Source organism: Halovenus amylolytica (assembly GCA_004015825.1).
Classification (GTDB): domain Archaea; phylum Halobacteriota; class Halobacteria; order Halobacteriales; family Haloarculaceae; genus Halovenus; species Halovenus amylolytica.
On record SAYS01000014.1, the window covers coordinates 54,851 to 71,719 of the forward strand.

At 60.9% G+C, this 16,869-nt stretch carries 16 protein-coding genes; 12 read left to right on the forward strand and 4 right to left on the reverse strand.

The annotated features are described in order from the left end of the window. Position 1 precedes the first annotated feature (1 nt). Positions 2-847 (reverse strand): ATP phosphoribosyltransferase, encoded by an 846-nt coding sequence (gene hisG, locus EOW68_RS11615; RefSeq protein ID WP_128225327.1) that lies wholly within the window; start codon positions 845-847, stop codon positions 2-4. Between the two features lie 92 nt (positions 848-939). On the opposite strand from hisG, the gene EOW68_RS11620 reads away from it, so the two are divergent. From EOW68_RS11620 to EOW68_RS11640, 5 genes are all read left to right on the forward strand, one after another. Continuing rightward, positions 940-2,073: a CPBP family glutamic-type intramembrane protease gene (locus EOW68_RS11620; RefSeq protein ID WP_431358895.1), complete on the forward strand. Its 1,134-nt coding sequence runs from the start codon at positions 940-942 to the stop codon at positions 2,071-2,073. A 46-nt stretch (positions 2,074-2,119) separates the two neighbouring features. Next, on the forward strand, positions 2,120-2,461 hold the full coding sequence (locus EOW68_RS11625; protein ID WP_128225329.1) for a 2Fe-2S iron-sulfur cluster-binding protein: 342 nt from the start codon (positions 2,120-2,122) through the stop codon (positions 2,459-2,461). Between the two features lie 59 nt (positions 2,462-2,520). After that, complete coding sequence (locus tag EOW68_RS11630) at positions 2,521-3,816, forward strand: amidohydrolase (protein ID WP_128225330.1); 1,296 nt, start codon at positions 2,521-2,523, stop codon at positions 3,814-3,816. Positions 3,817-4,213: 397 nt separating this feature from the next. Then, a complete protein-coding gene (locus EOW68_RS11635; protein ID WP_128225331.1) occupies positions 4,214-4,951 on the forward strand; it encodes a hypothetical protein in 738 nt (245 codons plus the stop codon). A gap of 260 nt (positions 4,952-5,211) precedes the next feature. Then, positions 5,212-6,486, forward strand: coding sequence for an adenosylhomocysteinase (locus tag EOW68_RS11640; RefSeq protein WP_128225332.1), 1,275 nt, complete (start codon positions 5,212-5,214; stop codon positions 6,484-6,486). A 25-nt stretch (positions 6,487-6,511) separates the two neighbouring features. On the opposite strand, the gene EOW68_RS11645 is transcribed toward EOW68_RS11640, so the two are convergent. Further along, positions 6,512-7,426, reverse strand: coding sequence for a hypothetical protein (locus EOW68_RS11645; protein WP_128225333.1), 915 nt, complete (start codon positions 7,424-7,426; stop codon positions 6,512-6,514). Positions 7,427-7,535: 109 nt separating this feature from the next. On the opposite strand from EOW68_RS11645, the gene EOW68_RS11650 reads away from it, so the two are divergent. From EOW68_RS11650 to EOW68_RS11670, 5 genes are all read left to right on the forward strand, one after another. Then, positions 7,536-9,068: a PGF-CTERM sorting domain-containing protein gene (locus EOW68_RS11650; protein ID WP_128225334.1), complete on the forward strand. Its 1,533-nt coding sequence runs from the start codon at positions 7,536-7,538 to the stop codon at positions 9,066-9,068. Next, positions 9,049-9,201, forward strand: a complete 153-nt coding sequence (locus EOW68_RS11655) for a RidA family protein (protein ID WP_431358896.1) — start codon at positions 9,049-9,051, stop codon at positions 9,199-9,201. The genes EOW68_RS11650 and EOW68_RS11655 overlap by 20 nt, the downstream gene beginning before the upstream one ends. A gap of 51 nt (positions 9,202-9,252) precedes the next feature. Beyond that, positions 9,253-9,777, forward strand: a complete 525-nt coding sequence (hjc, locus tag EOW68_RS11660; protein WP_128225335.1) for a Holliday junction resolvase Hjc — start codon at positions 9,253-9,255, stop codon at positions 9,775-9,777. Between the two features lie 64 nt (positions 9,778-9,841). Beyond that, positions 9,842-10,297, forward strand: a complete 456-nt coding sequence (locus EOW68_RS11665) for a GNAT family N-acetyltransferase (RefSeq protein ID WP_128225336.1) — start codon at positions 9,842-9,844, stop codon at positions 10,295-10,297. A gap of 128 nt (positions 10,298-10,425) precedes the next feature. After that, the gene (locus EOW68_RS11670; protein WP_431358897.1) at positions 10,426-11,274 is read left to right on the forward strand and encodes a YihY/virulence factor BrkB family protein; all 849 of its coding nucleotides are present in this window, start codon (positions 10,426-10,428) and stop codon (positions 11,272-11,274) included. On the opposite strand, the gene EOW68_RS11675 is transcribed toward EOW68_RS11670, so the two are convergent. Then, positions 11,275-13,314, reverse strand: coding sequence for a DEAD/DEAH box helicase (locus tag EOW68_RS11675; protein WP_128225338.1), 2,040 nt, complete (start codon positions 13,312-13,314; stop codon positions 11,275-11,277). It abuts the gene before it with no gap. A 77-nt stretch (positions 13,315-13,391) separates the two neighbouring features. Further along, positions 13,392-14,240, reverse strand: a complete 849-nt coding sequence (locus tag EOW68_RS11680; RefSeq protein ID WP_128225339.1) for a DUF4397 domain-containing protein — start codon at positions 14,238-14,240, stop codon at positions 13,392-13,394. 215 nt (positions 14,241-14,455) lie between these two features. Here EOW68_RS11680 and rbcL point away from each other — a divergent pair, with 215 nt between their 5' ends. Beyond that, a complete protein-coding gene (rbcL, locus tag EOW68_RS11685; RefSeq protein ID WP_128225340.1) occupies positions 14,456-15,706 on the forward strand; it encodes a type III ribulose-bisphosphate carboxylase in 1,251 nt (416 codons plus the stop codon). A 145-nt stretch (positions 15,707-15,851) separates the two neighbouring features. Next, positions 15,852-16,865 (forward strand): phosphotransferase family protein, encoded by a 1,014-nt coding sequence (locus EOW68_RS11690; RefSeq protein WP_128225341.1) that lies wholly within the window; start codon positions 15,852-15,854, stop codon positions 16,863-16,865. Positions 16,866-16,869: the final 4 nt, after the last annotated feature.

The window sequence follows — 16,869 nt, forward strand, 5'->3', positions numbered from 1 at the left end:
CTTACTCGACCAGTCGTTCGATCTCGGTGACGAGGATATCACTCGCGCCGACAGCTTTCAGATCAGTGATCGTCTCGAACACGCGCCCTTCCGCGACGACCGCGTGGACAGCAACCTGGTCGGTCCCGGCGATGTCCATCACCGTCGGCCCGCTCATTCCCGGCAACACGTCTTTGATCGTCTCTAGTTCGTCCTCGGGTGCGTTGAGCATGAGATACCGCTTGTCATCCGCATCGAGAACCGAACCGAGTGCCGTCGAAACCTGTTCGACCTTCGGCTCATCGGCAACATCACCACGGGCGAACAGCCGGACAGAGGAGGAGAGAATCTCCTCGATTTCGACGAGCCGGTTCATCCGCAGGGTAGTCCCGGTGGAGGTGATATCGACGATGCCGTCAGCCATATCGACGTGCGGGGTTAGCTCCGTCGCACCAGAGACTTCTGTGATATCTACGTCGACAGCCTGCTCGTCGAAGTAGGCCTCGGTAATCGCGGGGAACTCCGTCGCGATCGTCCCGCCGTCGAGGTCGGCGAGCGAGTCGACATCACCGTCTTCCGGGACAGCCAGGACGATCCGGCAGTTTCCGTAGTCGAGATCGAGCAACTCCACGAGATCGGTCTCGGACTCCTGTTCCTGATCGTAGCCGGTGATGCCGAGATCTGCCGCCCCGTCTGCGACGTACTCCGGGATATCGCCAGCCCGTGCGAAGAGGACAGTGACGTCGGGATCGACAGTATCGGCGTACAGTTTCCGGTCTGCGCCGTCGATGAGGTGTAGCCCGGCCCGTTCCAGGAGATCGAGTGTCGGCTCGTGAAGGCGGCCCTTGTTGGGCACAGCAATACGCATACTCCCGATTGCCCGCCCTGGGTCAACTGTTTTTCGACAGCGGAGTACCGAGATACAAAGGCTCTTTTTTCATCATGCCCTACAGCTACGCAATGGAAGAGCCTGATGGGCCCGGCGAGGACCGCTGTGAGTCCTGTGGCGAGGTACTGAAGCCATCGGATCGGTACTGCCCCTCGTGTGGCACAGTGACCGGCCACTCGGAACGTGGGCAGCCAGCGACCAGTGACGGCGACGATTCCGAACGGTCGGAGGCCGAGTGGGGTGCCGAGTCGCGGGCCGACACTGAACTCCAGAACGGCGGTTGGGAGCAGAGTGAGCCGACGTATCCTCAGGAACAGGATGTGGGCCGACCGAGAGATAGAGAGCGAGGAGGGGACAGCTCCCCCGGATCACCCGGTTCGATGCGGGGTCGGGAGTCACCCCTCCGGACCGCTGGCGTTGGCCTGGGACTCGGGATCCTCGGACCGGTCTTTCTGATCATCGGATCGTTCCTCGCGGCAGTCGTGCTGTCGACGGTCGGCGTCTCACAGAACGCGTTCATCATCCTCGGGACGTCGATCGGACAGATACTGGGGTTCGGTGGGGTGGCGCTGGGGTACCTGCGCCAGCGCGGCTACGAATGGGGGGATATCCAATCCTATCTCGGGATCAGGATCCCCTCACTGCGTGAGCTCGGCGTCGTGATCGCTGGCTACGTGGGAATTATCGTCTCGTTGATCGTCGTTTCGATCATCGCGACGCTGTTTCTCCCCGAGCCAGCGCAGAACGAAGGGGCGCAGACGGCTATCGAGAACCCGGATATCATCCCGATAATGATCGTGATGATGCTGCTGGTCGTCGGTCCCTTCGAGGAGTTGCTGTACCGGGGTGTCGTCCAGAACCGACTCCGTGAGAACTTCGATGTGTTTCCAGCAATCGCGATCGCGTCGGCTATCTTCGCCGCCGTGCACGTCATCGCACTCGCTGGCGACCTCGTCGGGATGCTCGTGACGATCACGATCCTCTTTTTCCCGGCGACGATCTTCGGCTACGTCTACGAGTACACCGGCAATCTCGTCGTTCCTGCACTGTTACACGGAATCCACAACTCGGTGTTGCTCTCGCTCATCCTGCTCGGGCCCGAACTCGAAGAGCAGACCGCCTTTGTCGCACGGGACGCCGTACTGTCGGGGGTCGAGACCGTCGTTGCAGTCGTCGAGACTGTTCCCATCGCGGTCGGTCTCTGACCTGTCTCTGCGCAACTGTGAGGCATCTGCAGTCCGTAACTCGATTATGTCCGAGACAGTCCCGGTGACAGTCGTCGAGGGAGACCAGGAGACGACCATCGAGGTCGAACAGGGTCGGATTCTGCGGGACGCACTGCTCGAGGCTGGATTCCAGGTGTACGGAACAGTATCGAAGTACGCGAACTGTGGCGGCCGGGGGCTCTGTGCGACCTGTACTGTCGAGGTCGATCCAGCGCCGGAGCCGACACACTGGCACGACGCCGCCGCGGTTCGGTTCGGCTATCCCCGACTCTCCTGTCAGATCGCGGTCGACGAGCCGATGCGGGTCAGACTACTCGATAAACACGTCTGGGGGCAGGTGTTTCCACGGCAGTTGTCGTCCGAATAGCTGGCCTCGACCAGCAGTGACGATACAGAGTTAAGCCCGTGCAGTGTGGGACATTTCGTATGAGCACGCTTGCAGTAACGGATGGACGCGTCCTCCGGCCCGATATGACAGTCGCGTACGCGGACGTACTCGTCGATCGAGATAGCGGAACGATCGAGGAACTGAGCGAGCCCGGCGAGATCGAGGGGGACGACCAGCTCGATGCCGCCGGTGGGTTCGTCATCCCGGGACTGGTCAACGCCCACACGCACGTCGCGATGACGCTGTTCCGCGGAAACGCAGACGACAAACCGCTGGATGCGTGGCTCCAGGAAGACATCTGGCCTGTCGAGGCGGAGCTACAGGCCGAGGACGTCCGCGCCGGGACAGCCCTCGGTGTCGCAGAGATGATCCGCTCGGGCACGACAGCCTTTGCAGATATGTACTTCTTCATGCCCGAAGTGGCCGACGTCGTCGAGGAGGCTGGGCTTCGAGCGCGACTCGGACACGGCAGTATCACCGTCGGCAAGGGCGAGGATGCTGCCCACGAGGATTTCGAACATGGGCTGGAATTCGCCCGGGAACACGACGGGAGGGGTGACGGTCGCATCAAGACGATGTTCACGCCCCACAGCCTGACGACCGTCGACGAGGCATTCTACCGGGAGTACGTCCCGGAAGCCAGAGCGGACGGGATTCCGATCCACTTCCACGCGAACGAGACGGTCGACGAAGTCGAGCCACTCGTCGCGGAGTACGACCAGCGACCCCTGGAGTACGCCGACGGCCTGGATCTGCTAACGGAGGACTCGTTTATCGCCCACGGCGTCCACGTCGACGACCACGAGATCGAGTTGCTCACCGATAGAGACACGGCCGTCATCCACTGTCCGGCCTCGAATATGAAACTCGCGAGCGGCATGGCTCCGGTCCAGAAGTTGCTCGACGGTGGCGTCACAGTCGGGCTGGGGACAGATGGTGCAGCCTCGAACAACGATCTGGATATGTTCGACGAGATGCGCGATGCAGCGATGCTGGGGAAACTCGCAGCCGACGACGCGAGCGCCGTCGCCGCACCGACGGCAGCCGAGATGGCAACTGCCGGCAGCGCCGACGCGATCGGGTTCGATAGCGGCCGTCTCGAACCTGGTGCGAACGCGGATCTCGCCGTGATCGACCTCGACGCCGAACACCTGACACCACAGCACGACCTCGTCAGTCACCTCGCGTACGCGGTCCGGGGCAGTGACGTCCGCCACACGGTCTGTGACGGAACCGTGTTGATGCGGGATCGCAAACTCCAGACACTAGATCTCGACGACGTTATCGAAGAAGCGAGTGCACGTGCGGAAGCGCTATTTGCCCGAGCAAACTGATCGTGATTAGTGCGGTTATTTTCGTACCCACCTCCCAGACAGCCATGTCTCACGGCGTGTCCTCCACATCTTCTTTCACCATAGCGGTACAGACTCGCAGTAATCACTATGAGTGAGGCTGTCGGAGAGAACTGCCTTTTCGATGTGGGAGATACAGAAGCGATACGAACAGCCCACTAGACAGTGGGTCACCGGGTTGCGCTGGCAATGTGCGTGCTCGACAGAATATATAAGGAATCATATATAACTGTTCGAATCGGCCCCGAGTTAAACTCTAAGAGAGTATTGTAAACCGTAAAAAAGGATCTGAGGGCCCATTACCATCTGGCAATATAGCGATAAACGAACTGAACGGGGTGGGGGGTTTAGTGAGGGAAAGCAAGTAGACAATGATAGAATGGAACGTAAAACTGTACTACTCGTCGTTGCACTGTCTGCGATGGCAGCTGTGCTGGCAGTCGGTGCCGCACCGGCGGCCGCACAGACTGATAGCGATCTATCGGTCAGTGTGACACAGGACAACGACAGCTCTGCGACAGTGACGGTCACGGACAATGGAACTGCAGTAGAGAACAGCTCGGTCAACGTCACCAGCGAAACTGACAACGTTTCCTACGCGGGGACCGGTAACTACGAGACAGACGAAAACGGTACTGTGGGACTGCCAGCACCGGAAGAAAACGTCACGATCAGCGTGACTGCAGCCTTCGAGAACGAGACGGCAACGACGGAGGCGACGCTGACCGCGGGGACGGCGGAGAACGAATCGAGCTTCGGGCAGGCAGTCTCCTCGTTCGTGGAGAGCCTGAACAATAACGAGACTGACGGTCCGATGGGCGTCCTCGTCTCGAATTTCGTCCTCGCAAACAATCCAGCGTCGGACAAGACTCCGGACCACGCCGGACCGCCGGAAAACGAGACCGGACCGCCGGAAAACGAGACCGGACCCCCAGAAAACAAGACTGGCCCGCCAGAAAACAAGACTGGCCCACCAGAGGACAGAGGTCCTGACGGCGACAACGGTCCGCCAGAAGACAGAGGCCCTGGCGGTGAGGACAGTGACACTGACGCCGAAGACGACGAGGAAGAAGAAGACGGATCACAGGGCCCACCGGATCACGCGGGCCCCTCGTAGATAGCAACCGTCGCTGACTCTCTTTTACTGGCTTCTGGGTGTGTCGTCCGGCCGTCCCAGCTTCGTGTACAGGTAGTACGAATAGACGGCGGATAGGGCTGCAATGAGAAAGGAGCCACCTGCCAGAACCAGGATCTGTAGCTCACCGACAGCGACGAACAGATCGGGAACCGAGAGAGAAACGAGATGGTGGGAGTTTCTGGCACGGACAGTCAGAGTGCTTCGGTACTGTTTTCCCCACCCTGACCGTTCGTACTGGCATGACAGCACCTATTAGTCAGCAACTTTCAGACGCGGATCTTCTGGAAGACGGACAGCGTAAGATGGAGTGGGCACGCCAGCATATGCCGATTCTGGAGTCACTGCGCGAGGATTTCGAACGGTCCCAACCCTTCGCCGGGGAGGTGATCGGGATGGCGATGCACGTCGAAGCCAAAACAGCGATCCTGGCGGAGACACTCGCAGCCGGCGGTGCGGAGGTCGCAATCACTGGCTGTAACCCACTGTCGACACACGACGACGTCAGTGTCGCACTCGATGCAGTCGAGGGCGTCACATCCTACGCGAAACGTGGCGTCGATGGCGACGAATACTACGAGGCGATGGAAGCCGTGATCGGCCACGAGCCGACGATCACCGTCGACGACGGCGGGGATCTCGTCTTCGCGATCCACGAAGAGTACCCGGAACTGATCGAGACGATCGTCGGTGGCTGTGAGGAGACGACGACTGGTGTCCACCGCCTGCGCGCGATGGCCGACGACGGCGAACTCGACTATCCGATGTTCGCGGTCAACGACACGCCGATGAAACGACTGTTCGACAACGTCCACGGAACCGGTGAGTCCTCGCTGGCCTCGATCGCGATGACGACCAACCTGGCCTGGGCCGGCAAGACGGTCGTCGTGGCCGGCTTCGGCTACTGTGGAAAGGGTGTCGCACGGAAGGCAGACGGCCAGAACGCGAACGTAATCGTCACGGAGGTCGAACCCCGCCGGGCGCTGGAGGCACACATGGAGGGCTACGACGTCAAACCGATGCACGAGGCGGCCGCGGAGGGTGACGTCTTCATCACTACCACGGGCAACCGTGACGTGATCGTCGCCGACCACTTCGATCAGATGGACGACGGTGTCGTGCTCGCGAATGCTGGCCACTTCGACGTCGAGATCGACCTGGATGCACTCGGTGAGAAAGCAGTCGACAGCTACGAGGCACGCGACGGGATGCAGGCCTACGAGATGGATGACGGCCGCCGGATCCACGTCCTCGCAGAGGGGCGGCTGGTCAACCTCGCGACCCCTGTCTCACTCGGCCACCCGGTCGAGGTGATGGACCAGAGCTTCGGCGTGCAGGCAGTCTCCGTGCGCGAACTCGTCGAACACGGCGAGGAGTACGACGCCGGCGTCCACGACGTCCCCGACGAACTCGACGAGGAGGTCGCCAAGATCAAACTCGAAGCCGAAGGCGTCGATATCGACGCACTGAGTGACGAGCAAGAAGAGTACATGAACAGCTGGCAGCACGGAACATAACGAAAAAAGACGAAGTCGCTGCGTCTCAGGCCGATTCTTCCTGTAGTTCCGCGAGGTCAGGCGCGTTCTCGGCTTCCTCGGGGAGTGTGATGTCGACTGCCGAGTGATCGAGCGTGATCGTATCCTCGACAGCACTTTCGACGACAGTATTCTGTGCCTCTGATGTAGATTCTGCGGTCTGATCGATCCGAACTGGCTGGTTCGATTCTGCGGAGACCCAGACCGTCATCTGGACGTCGGTAAACTCTGCACTGCCCCCACTACTGTTTCCGAAGTAGTACTCGTTGAGTGCTGTCTCGTCCACATCTGCGGTGAGAACGTACACACGTTCGCCCTCGTAGGTCGTCTCACCTTCGAGCGTCGCCGACGAGTTCGACATGAACACAGTCAGCTGGGATGTGATATCGTACTGATTCACAAAGGTATCGAAATCCTCCGAGATATTCTGCTGGATCCACGCGGAGCCGTACTGCTGTTCGTTTTGATCACTTCGCGTGTACGCAACGTCATCGAGGAGGTACCCCTCGCTTTCGGTCGATCCTTGTTGGCTCGTCTGGTTCTGTTCGAACGCGACCGCAGGTTCGGTCGTGTCCACCATCACGTCCCGCGTACTGGTGCCCTCGACAGTCTGGTTGCCCTGTGTCTGACTCTGGTCGGACTGCTGGGCGTAGGAGTACTCTTCAGTGGATTCGAGTTCGCTGATGCTCTCCGAGAAGACTTCCTCGGCAGTCACGTCGTCACTGACTGGATCGAGATCATCGAGTGCAGGGTCCGAATCACCGGTGGACTCGTCGCCGGAGCCGTCGTCCGAGTCGTTCAGTGTGTCATTCCCGTTGCCATCGTCACCGCCGAGTCCGAGACAGCCAGCTGACAGCACGAGCACGACCACCGCGAGCAGTGCGAGCTGTTTTCTGGTTCCCGGCCAATTCAGGGATCGCATAGAAGCGCTATCGGTTCGGGCAAAATAAACGCTTGCTTCTGTGATTGTTGTTGCTCGTCACGAGACCGCAAGCAGTGACTTATATTCGAGCCAGCCCTAACGTGACTCCATGGACCGACGGACGTTTTTGCAGGCTGTGACGAGTCTCGCCGGGACAGCCGCGCTGACCGGCGGTGCTCTCGCGGGCACCAGTACCGCATCAGCACACATCCCGTTCGAGCCCCTGGGTTCCGTGGCGGTTCCCGGTGCGAAAGAAGCGACTGTTCACCACGACGACGAAGTAGCCTACGTCGCGACCGGCGACGGGTTCGCAGCTGTCGATATCTCCGACCCACGAGAACCCGAGATTCTCGCCGAGCGGCGCGGGATCGAAAACGAGAGTGGCGCACAGATCCCGCAGATCTGGGATCTCTGGCCCTGGGAGAACAGACTCGTCGTCGCAGGCCCAGCACAGGGCCGCGGGGGCGATGGCTCCGGGTTCGCACTGTTCGATATCGAGGAGCCGAGCGAACCCGAGCAGGTGGCAGCGTACGAAACCGCGTTCGGGATCCACAACTGCTATTTCGACGACGGGATGGTTTATCTCACCGGCAGTAGCCTCAGGACGAATCCGCTGGTGATGATCGACGTCACTGACGACAGCCCCGAAGAGGTCGGTCGGTGGTCGATCGTCGACGAAGACGAATCCTACGGTGATATTCCCGTTCCGTTGCGTCCCCTCCACGATATCTACGTGCAAGACGATATCGCCTACCTCTCCTACTGGGAGGCCGGTGCGTGGATCGTCGACGTGAGCGAACCGGCGTCGCCGTCGGTCCGCTCGCGTGTCGGGGAGTACGACCTCTCGGAGCTGATGGACGTGAGTGGTGTCGACGCACAGCTCAACGCCTTTACGCCGCCCGGCAACGCCCACTACGCGCAGGTGAACGACGACGCGACGGTTCTCGCAGTTGGAAAGGAAGCCTGGGCAACAGAGACGACCGACGGGCTCACAGGTGGGGCAGGTGGCGTCGATCTCTACGATATCGAAGACGAGAGCGACCCGACCCACCTGTCGACTATTAACGCACCGGAGTCGTACTCACAGCAACGGTCCGGCTGGTTCACGACGGCGCACAATCTCGATATTACCGGGGATCGGCTGTACACGTCCTGGTACTTCGGCGGCGTCAAGATCCACGATATCAGTGATCCAGAAAATCCCGGCGAGATCGCCTGGTGGCGCAACCCCGCGGAAGCGAGTTTCTGGACCGCCCAGTCCGCCGGCGAGGAGTTCGTCGCATCGAGTCTCGCGGCCTCGGGGATAGCCAGAGACGCACCGAACGACACCAGGGAAGCGCTGTACGTCTTCCCGGATATGGTCGGCGAGCAACACGACCCACCGTCGCTTACCGACCCGCCCAGGGATCTCGCCGAGTCGGGAGAGGCGACCGGAAACGAATCCGAAGACACAGTCTCAGATGGCGGTGAATCAGTCTCCGAAAATACGAGTGAGCAGAACACGACCGCGGATTCGGCCGAGAGTGCAGACGACGGCGGTCCGGGTTTCGGTGCGGGTGTGGCTCTCGCGGGACTCGGTGGCGCCTCCTATCTTCTGGCCCGCCGTCGGGGATCTGACGGGAGTGAAGAGTTTTCAGAGTAGCCTGTCATGGGTCAGTCGCGCCCACGGTGAGGCCTTCGGCGATATCCGACCCGCGACGTCGATGAGCGGGGTCGAACGGCTGATCGATCCCGAGATGATCGTCGAGATCGAGGTGGTCGCGCAGGTCGAGTAATCCGCCGGCAGACAGCCGAATTTAAGTTCCTCGACCGGCCAGTTCAGGTAGATGTCCAACGCGAAAGGGGACCGCCGTGAGCGGGAACTCGTCAACAAACTCGACGATGCGGGGTTTGCGGTGATGCGAGCGCCCGCATCCGGCAGCGCGACCGAGCGCGAACTGCCGGACGTCCTCGCCGGTGACAGTGATACCTTCTACGCGGTCGAGGCCAAATCCTCCGCCGGCGATCCGATCTATCTCGACGGCGAAGAGGTGTACGCGCTCGTCTACTTCTCGCGGAACTTCGGCGCGAAACCACGTATCGGCGTCCGCTTCGACCGCGAGGACTGGTACTTCTTCCACCCCGACGACCTCCACCAGACCGACGGCGGCAACTACCGGGTCAAAAAGGAGACTGCACTCGCCGACGGGGTCGATTTCGCCGAGTTGACCGGCCACTCCGAGAAGGTGACACTCGACAGCATCGGCGAGGAGTCCGAGGAGGAGTCAGACGACGAGAAAGATCTCCGGCGGATCCTGAGTGCGGTCGAGCGCGGCGATCTCTCCATCGACGACGCTGTCGAGATGCTCTGATCGGTCGCTCTCCCGCCACCGGCAGCCGTAACACTCAGTGTCGCAGGGACGGAACGGTCTCAAAATGGATTCCTACGACGTTCGTCGGATTCCGGGTGATGGGAAGCTGGCCGATGCGTTCGAGGTGCGGCGGTCAGTGTTCATCGAGGGGCAAGACGTGCCGGAGTCGATCGAAATGGACGGCAACGACGAGGACGCGATTCATTTCGTCGTCGTCGACGGCGACCAGCCAGTCGGAACTGCCCGACTTCGCATCCCGGAGCCGGAGACCGCAAAGCCCGAGCGGGTGGCTGTCATCGAAGAATACCGCGAGCAGGGAGTCGGCCGACGGCTGATGGAGTTGATCGAAGCCGAGGGCCGCGAGCAGGGGTGTGCGCGCGCTGTGCTACACGCTCAGACCCACGTTATCGACTTCTACGAAAAACTGGGCTACGAGGTGACGAGCGAGGAGTTCGAGGAGGCAGGTATTCCACACGTCGAGATGGAAAAACAGCTTCGAGCAGGGCTTACTCACGAATAACCACCGTGTTCTCTTGGGCGTCTGGCGTCGAGTGTGGACATGCAGATATCGCGAACGACCGCCACCTTGCAGACCTGCTCCGACAGGCTCGATTCGAGAAAGGGGCCACAACACCGGGGGAGATGAGTATGTCCCGCATCGGTACCGTTGCCAGAACAGCCCTGGAGATGCTCATCGAGAAACAGATCTCGTTTCTCTCCGGTAGTATCGCATTCTTTGCTTTCATCTCGATCTTCCCGGCCCTGTTGCTGGTGCTGGCAGCTGGCTCGTTGTTCGGGGGCGAACAGTTTGCGACGAGCGTCGTGGAGTACGTCGAAAGCTACCTGTCGGAGGGCGGGAGTGAGATAATTACCGGCGCTCTCGCGAACACCAGTGGAGCAGCGGGGGCATCGATCGTCGGGATCGCAGGTCTGCTGTGGAGTACACTCAAGGTGTTTCGGGCTGTCGACATTGCCTTCGACAGGATCTACGACAACGAGATCGAAACGACACTGCTGACACAGCTCCGAAACGGAGCTGTCACGATTCTCGCTATCGTGGCTGGTTTCGTTGTACTGGCGGCTGTCCAGTATCTGCTCTGGCAGCTATCCTTCCAGAGCGTGATCGTGCCGATACTCCTGCGCTGGCTCCTGCTTGTTGCCGGCCTCCTGATCGTGCTGGTACCGCTGTACTACATTATGCCACCGGTAGCGATGACACTCCGTGCGGTCCTGCCAGGCGCGCTGGTCGCCGTCGGCGGACTGGTGCTCCTCCAGGAACTGTTCGGACTCTACGCCGCCCAGGCCAGCCAGTACCAGGCGTACGGATTCGTGGGCGCAATCCTGCTCTTTTTGCTGTGGCTGTATTTTGGCTCGTTCATCTTGCTCGCCGGCGCGACGGTCAACGCCGCGATAGCAGAAACGAAGCAGTCGGAGGTAGCCGGTTCGGGTCCAGAGCCAGACAGCGACCACTCCTATTCCGACAGATCGATCGAGTGACTACTCCTCTCTGTCCCGTCGTTCCATCCGGGCAACGAGGTCGTACGGGCTCTCGCCGGTCCGGATACCGTCGAGCAAGGCGAAGGCATCGCCCGGCGAGAGGAAGTGGCTGGTCACCGCCCGTCCGAGCGGTGTCGGCTCCAGCCCGTCGATGAAGTCGTATTCGAGCAGCTTCCCGAGTGCGTGTTTCGTCGGAATCTCGCCGACCATCGACTCGTTGAGCTGTTTGGCCCGGTTGCCGCCGACGGTGACGTTCGCGAGCGTCTCCTCGACGGCAGCGGATTCGTCGTACCGGGTCTGGACTGGCTCCATCTCGCCTTTGAGCAGTTTGAACGAGACCTCGTCTTCGGTCATCTCCTGGCTCCCGTGGTAGGCACCATCGGGTTCGACGAGCAGATAGACGGTCCCCTTGTCGTGATAGTCCGGGCGGCCAGCCCGGCCGAGCATCTGGTGGAACTCCTGGACGGAGAGCCACTCGATCCCCATCGCCAGCGAGTCGAAGATCACCTGCGACGCCGGGAAGTCGACACCGGCAGCCAGCGCGGCCGTCGTCACGACAGCCGCAAGCTCCTGGTCTGCAAACTGGGATTCGACACGCCCCCGCCGTTTGTTGTCGAGGCCGGCGTGATACGGAGCCGAGGAGTACTCCAGCCGGCGGGAGATTTCGTGACATCGTCGCCGGGAGTTCGTGAAAATGATCGTCTGTCCCCGGTAGCCCTTGCTGGATTTCTGATCGAAGGCCCGCCTGACCAGCTTGTTCTCGACGTCGATTTTCTCCTGCCCGTCGAGGAACGTGACGTGGCGTTCGATCGGCACTGGTCGCTCCTCGAACTCGATGAGCGTCGCTTCGAGCGCGGCTGCGAGCGTTCCCGGGTTACCGACAGTCGCGGAGAGATAGATCCACTGGGTGTCGCCGCTGGATTTCTCCCGGCAGTAGTATTTGAGCCGCGAGATGAGTCCATCGAGGCGATGGCCACGCTCGCCCTCCCCGAGCGTGTGCACCTCGTCGATGACGACCGTCCCGACGTTGCCGAGATTGCGGCCGGTCCGGAGCGCGTGGTCGACACCCTCGTAGGTCCCGACGATGATGTCGGCGCTCGGGTCGAACTGCTGGCCGCTGTCGTTGATCCGACTCGCACCGACCCGGAGCGTGATATCCGCGATATCGCCGTATCGCTCCTGAAATTCGTGGTACTTCTGGTTCGCGAGCGCGACGAGCGGCACCAGAAACAGCATCTTCCCCTCGTTGTTGAGTACTCGGTCGAGCCCTGCCATCTCCCCGATGAGCGTCTTCCCTGTCGCTGTTGCACTCACGACGAGCTGGTCTTCGCCCTGGGTCGCACCGTTTTCGACCGCGAGGCTCTGGACCGGAAGCAGGGTATCGAACCGTTCCTCGATCTTGTTCTGGATACCGGGATGCAGAGACAGCGAGTCGACACGGACCGGATCGACATCTTCGACTGTGGGGCTGATCTCGTCGAATTTCGTCAGCTCGGGGTCGAGATCGCCTTTCAACAGGTTGAGAATCCGTTCGAGATCCTGTACCTCGAACAGGAGTGAGTCGAGTCGCTCGCGAGCAGTTCCGGTGATGCTGCCGTGGTAGGCGAGCTGTCGGTCGAGTTCCTCACGAGCACAGTCCGGACAGATTTTCTCGGTTTCCGTCTGGATCGCCGTCTCGGCTGTGATCGGCGAGTAGTACCCCTCTTTCGCACAGAGCCGGCAGGTCCGGACGACTTTCGCATCTAACTGGTAGCCGTCGAGCATCTCCCGAAGCTCGTCACGGCCGTACTGCGAGGTCTGCTCCGAGATGCGAATCCGGTTTGCACGCCGGGCTAGCTCGACGAACTCGTCGGGGCTGCGACGGCTCTCGCTCGACCCCTCGACGATGCGAAGCCTGGCCGGACGTGGGCCGGCGGTCGTCTCCTTGAGTTCCAGAAAGCCCGTGAATATCCGCTCCCCCTCGCGCTCGACGACGACCCGGTAATCGTCGCCGGATTCGTGTAAAAAGAGGGTATCGACACGGGCAAGCTGTTTAGACACGCGAGTATCTACGGGAAGGCAGTATTTGAGTGGTACGAAGTGAAGAGAGCGACCGGGAGTACTCCCGGCTCCCGGAGCTACATCTCCGAGTCGTCGCCAGTCGTGTCGGTGTCGTTGACGACGACGAGATCGAAGGGTTCCTCGGCCGGTGCGTTACCGGGTTCGAGATAGCCGACCGCAGCGACCGTGTACACCATTCCCGCCTCGACTTCCACATCGAAGGTATCGACGACGTCTCCATCGTTGTTCTCCGTGGCGGGCCGAATCTCCAGTGTGTACTGGCCGGCTGGAACAGTCGCCGTTCCGGCCGCGCCGAACGGGACATCGCCGAAGAGAACGTCACCGCTGCTTGCGACGGTGATGTCGACGTTCGGTGCATCCGGTGACGCGTGAACTGCCCGGACTCGCGCCTGATCGCCGGGATCGCTACGATCGTCTTCCAGGATACTGACCGCGAAGGGCTGATTCGCTTCGCCGACCTCACCGATCGCTGCAGCCGTGAACGAGCCCTCGGTGAGTTCGATTGTTTCGTCGAAGACCACCGTCTCCTGGTCTCCCGCCGCGGTAACCTGGACATCGTAGCTCCCGGCTTCGAGTGCCAGGTAGTCGCTGAACGTGCCGAACGCAACGTCTTCCAGTACCGGATCGCCGTCTACGTATACGTCCACGTTCGGTGCGTCCGGCGAGAGGTGAGCGACCCGGAGATTCCCCATGGCTGGCTCCTCTCCGGTTGTGTCGTCCTCCGATTCGTTGTCGTCCATAGAGTCGTCATCCATCGATTCGTTCCCGTCCACAGCGCCACCGTCTGTCTCGTTACTTTCGGCCGGATCATCGTCGCCGTCACCATCGTCACTGGCACAGCCAGCGAGCGCGAGAAATGCCGCACTGGCTCCCATCGTCTTGAGAAATCGTCGTCTTCGCGTCATTAGTTACGAACGTCTTGTTGGGAGGAATCTTAATAAACCTATTCGGAGAACAACTAGTATTTGAGAAGGTTACTTGCGTGTAAGTCCACCCCTGTACAGTTATTTATACATGGGTATGTATCAATACCAGTAGTTGCTATTCATCCGCACAGTCGCAGCCAGTGTGAGAGTGGGCAGACCCGCTTTTAAGATGGTACCCATACAACCGCTAACACATGGGTATCACGTACGAAGATTTCCTCGACCAGCAGTACGAACCGCTCGACTCGGATCTCGTCTGTGAGTTCGCGATCGAGCCCGCCCCGGATATGGACTGGGGAGCCGCAGCGAGTCGGGTCGCCAGCGAGAGCTCCAACGGTACCTGGGCGGAGCTACAGGTCGAGGGATCGATCACCGATCTCTCTGCGACGGCCTGTGCGATCGACGAAGATGCGGGGGTGGTCACTGTCGCGTACCCGGAGGAACTGTTCGAGGCCGGCAGTATGCCACAGATACTCTCCTGTATCGCCGGAAACATCATGGGGATGAAAGCTGTCAGCCGGATTCGGCTGCTCGATTGCGAGTGGCCGGAGTCGGTCGTCAGCGAGTTCCCCGGCCCACAGTACGGAAGTTCGGTGAGAACCGAACTGCTCGATGCCGCGGATCGCCCGGTGCTCGCGACGGTCCCGAAACCGAAAGTCGGGCTGTCGACCGACCAGCACGCGGAAGTTGGATACGAGGCCTGGCTCGGCGGCGTCGATCTGCTCAAAGACGACGAGAATCTCACCGATCAGTCGTTCAACCCCTTCGAGGACCGGCTAACCGAGAGTCTCGCCCGACGCGATCAAGCAGAAGAAGAAACCGGCGAACGGAAGAGCTACCTGTTGAACGTGACCGCACCCGGGACGGAGATGCTAGAACGAGTCGATCTCGCCGCCGAACACGGCTGTGAGTTCGTCATGGTCGATATCATCACGACGGGGTGGGCCGCCCTCCAGCAGGTCCGAAAGCGGTGTGACCGCCACGGGATCGCGATCCACGCCCACCGTGCGATGCACGCCGCCTTCGACCGCGTCCCGAACCACGGTGTCTCGATGCGAGTGATCGCACAGCTCGCCCGCCTCTGTGGGGTCGACCACATCCACACCGGGACAGCCGATCTGGGAAAACTCGAAAACGAAGATACCGTCGGGATCAACGAGTGGCTGGCGAGCGATCTCGCCGGGCTAAACGACGTCCTCCCGGTGGCATCGGGTGGGCTGCATCCGGGGCTGGTGCCGGAGCTGCTGGATCGACTCGGCACGAACATCGCCGTCCAGGCCGGCGGTGGCATCCACGGCCATCCGGACGGAACCAGGGCCGGTGCACGTGCGCTCCGGCAGGCAGTCGAGGGCACCATCGCCGGTCACTCGCTGGGGGGGATCTGTGCCGACTCACCAGAACTGGCCACTGCGATCGAGAAGTGGGGGACAGGCACGCCACGGTGAGACCAGCACAGTCCCAAACACCGACCAACTGTACCTGTAGAGTCACACGCCAGAGCGACCTGAAATATCAACTACACGAACCGGTGTCAGGAAGCCAGATACCGGGAGAGATACCTTTTTTTTCCGGTGGTTAGAAAGAACGAGCGTGTCGACTCCCGAGCGAGATATCGAAGCTGTCCTCGACGAATCCGGTCCGGATTACGATTCGTTTTCGTACGAACGGCCGACAGCAGGTCATCAGGGAGAGGTATTCTTCGTCACGCTGGAAGTCGCAGGGGAATCCTACGAGATCGTCGTCAAGTTCGAGGCGGGCGATCAGAACTTCGCGCTGGAGCCGTTTTTGCACGATTTCGTCGCGGACCGGACCGAGGTGCCCGTCCCGCGGATTCTCGTGTTCAACGAGTCCCCGGATCTCGACGTCGACCCGTACTTCGTCACCGAACGGATCCGGGGAAACAACCTCGCGGAGGCACTCGGTGCGCTGGATTCGACCACACGGGAAAACGTCATCAGACACGCCGGCCGGACACTGGGTGATATGCACGCGGGGATCCAGTTCGAGGGGTTTGGCCGGCTCGCGCTCGACGAGGGGCGGCTCATCGTCGACGAGTTCAACTGGGACTGGGGGCAGTATTTTTCTGAGATTACACGGGGCTACGTGGACAGACTCGACAACACGCCGTTCAGTGATCTCCAGAAACGGGCGACAGCAGCCATCGAGCGATCGGTCGCGCACATCGAGAGCACCGCCCCGCCAAAACTCGTGCACGACGACTACCGACCAGCGAACATGCTGTTCGACCCCACGCAGGACGCGCCGATCACGGCTGTCCTCGACTGGCAGTTTGCGCTCGCTGGCGAGGCGGAGTACCACATCGCACGGACGGAGTTTCTCTTTATCGACCCGTCGTATCAGGACGCAGAGACGCGCGCTGGATTACGGGAGCAGCTGTACGACGGCTACAGAACACACTGTGAGTTCGAACCCGACGAGGGGTTCGAACGACGTCGACCGATCTACTACGTTTCGACACTGATCTGGCGGATGCTCGGCTTCGAAGCGGCCTTCGGAGAGGTGAGCGACCTCGCACAGAGTCGCGCGGAGATCCGATACCGCCAGCAGTTCGACCGGCTCCTGGAACGACTGCCCGACTCATAACTGC

Excerpts from the sequence above, each read along its gene's own strand:
- hisG (WP_128225327.1), bottom strand. The coding sequence starts at position 847 with ATGCGTATTGCTGTGCCCAACAAGGGCCGCCTTCACGAGCCGACACTC.
- EOW68_RS11620 (WP_431358895.1), top strand. The coding sequence starts at position 940 with ATGGAAGAGCCTGATGGGCCCGGCGAGGACCGCTGTGAGTCCTGTGGC.
- EOW68_RS11625 (WP_128225329.1), top strand. The coding sequence starts at position 2,120 with ATGTCCGAGACAGTCCCGGTGACAGTCGTCGAGGGAGACCAGGAGACG.
- EOW68_RS11630 (WP_128225330.1), top strand. The coding sequence starts at position 2,521 with ATGAGCACGCTTGCAGTAACGGATGGACGCGTCCTCCGGCCCGATATG.
- EOW68_RS11635 (WP_128225331.1), top strand. The coding sequence starts at position 4,214 with ATGGAACGTAAAACTGTACTACTCGTCGTTGCACTGTCTGCGATGGCA.
- EOW68_RS11640 (WP_128225332.1), top strand. The coding sequence starts at position 5,212 with ATGACAGCACCTATTAGTCAGCAACTTTCAGACGCGGATCTTCTGGAA.
- EOW68_RS11645 (WP_128225333.1), bottom strand. The coding sequence starts at position 7,426 with ATGCGATCCCTGAATTGGCCGGGAACCAGAAAACAGCTCGCACTGCTC.
- EOW68_RS11650 (WP_128225334.1), top strand. The coding sequence starts at position 7,536 with ATGGACCGACGGACGTTTTTGCAGGCTGTGACGAGTCTCGCCGGGACA.
- hjc (WP_128225335.1), top strand. The coding sequence starts at position 9,253 with ATGTCCAACGCGAAAGGGGACCGCCGTGAGCGGGAACTCGTCAACAAA.
- EOW68_RS11665 (WP_128225336.1), top strand. The coding sequence starts at position 9,842 with ATGGATTCCTACGACGTTCGTCGGATTCCGGGTGATGGGAAGCTGGCC.
- EOW68_RS11670 (WP_431358897.1), top strand. The coding sequence starts at position 10,426 with ATGTCCCGCATCGGTACCGTTGCCAGAACAGCCCTGGAGATGCTCATC.
- EOW68_RS11680 (WP_128225339.1), bottom strand. The coding sequence starts at position 14,240 with ATGACGCGAAGACGACGATTTCTCAAGACGATGGGAGCCAGTGCGGCA.
- rbcL (WP_128225340.1), top strand. The coding sequence starts at position 14,456 with ATGGGTATCACGTACGAAGATTTCCTCGACCAGCAGTACGAACCGCTC.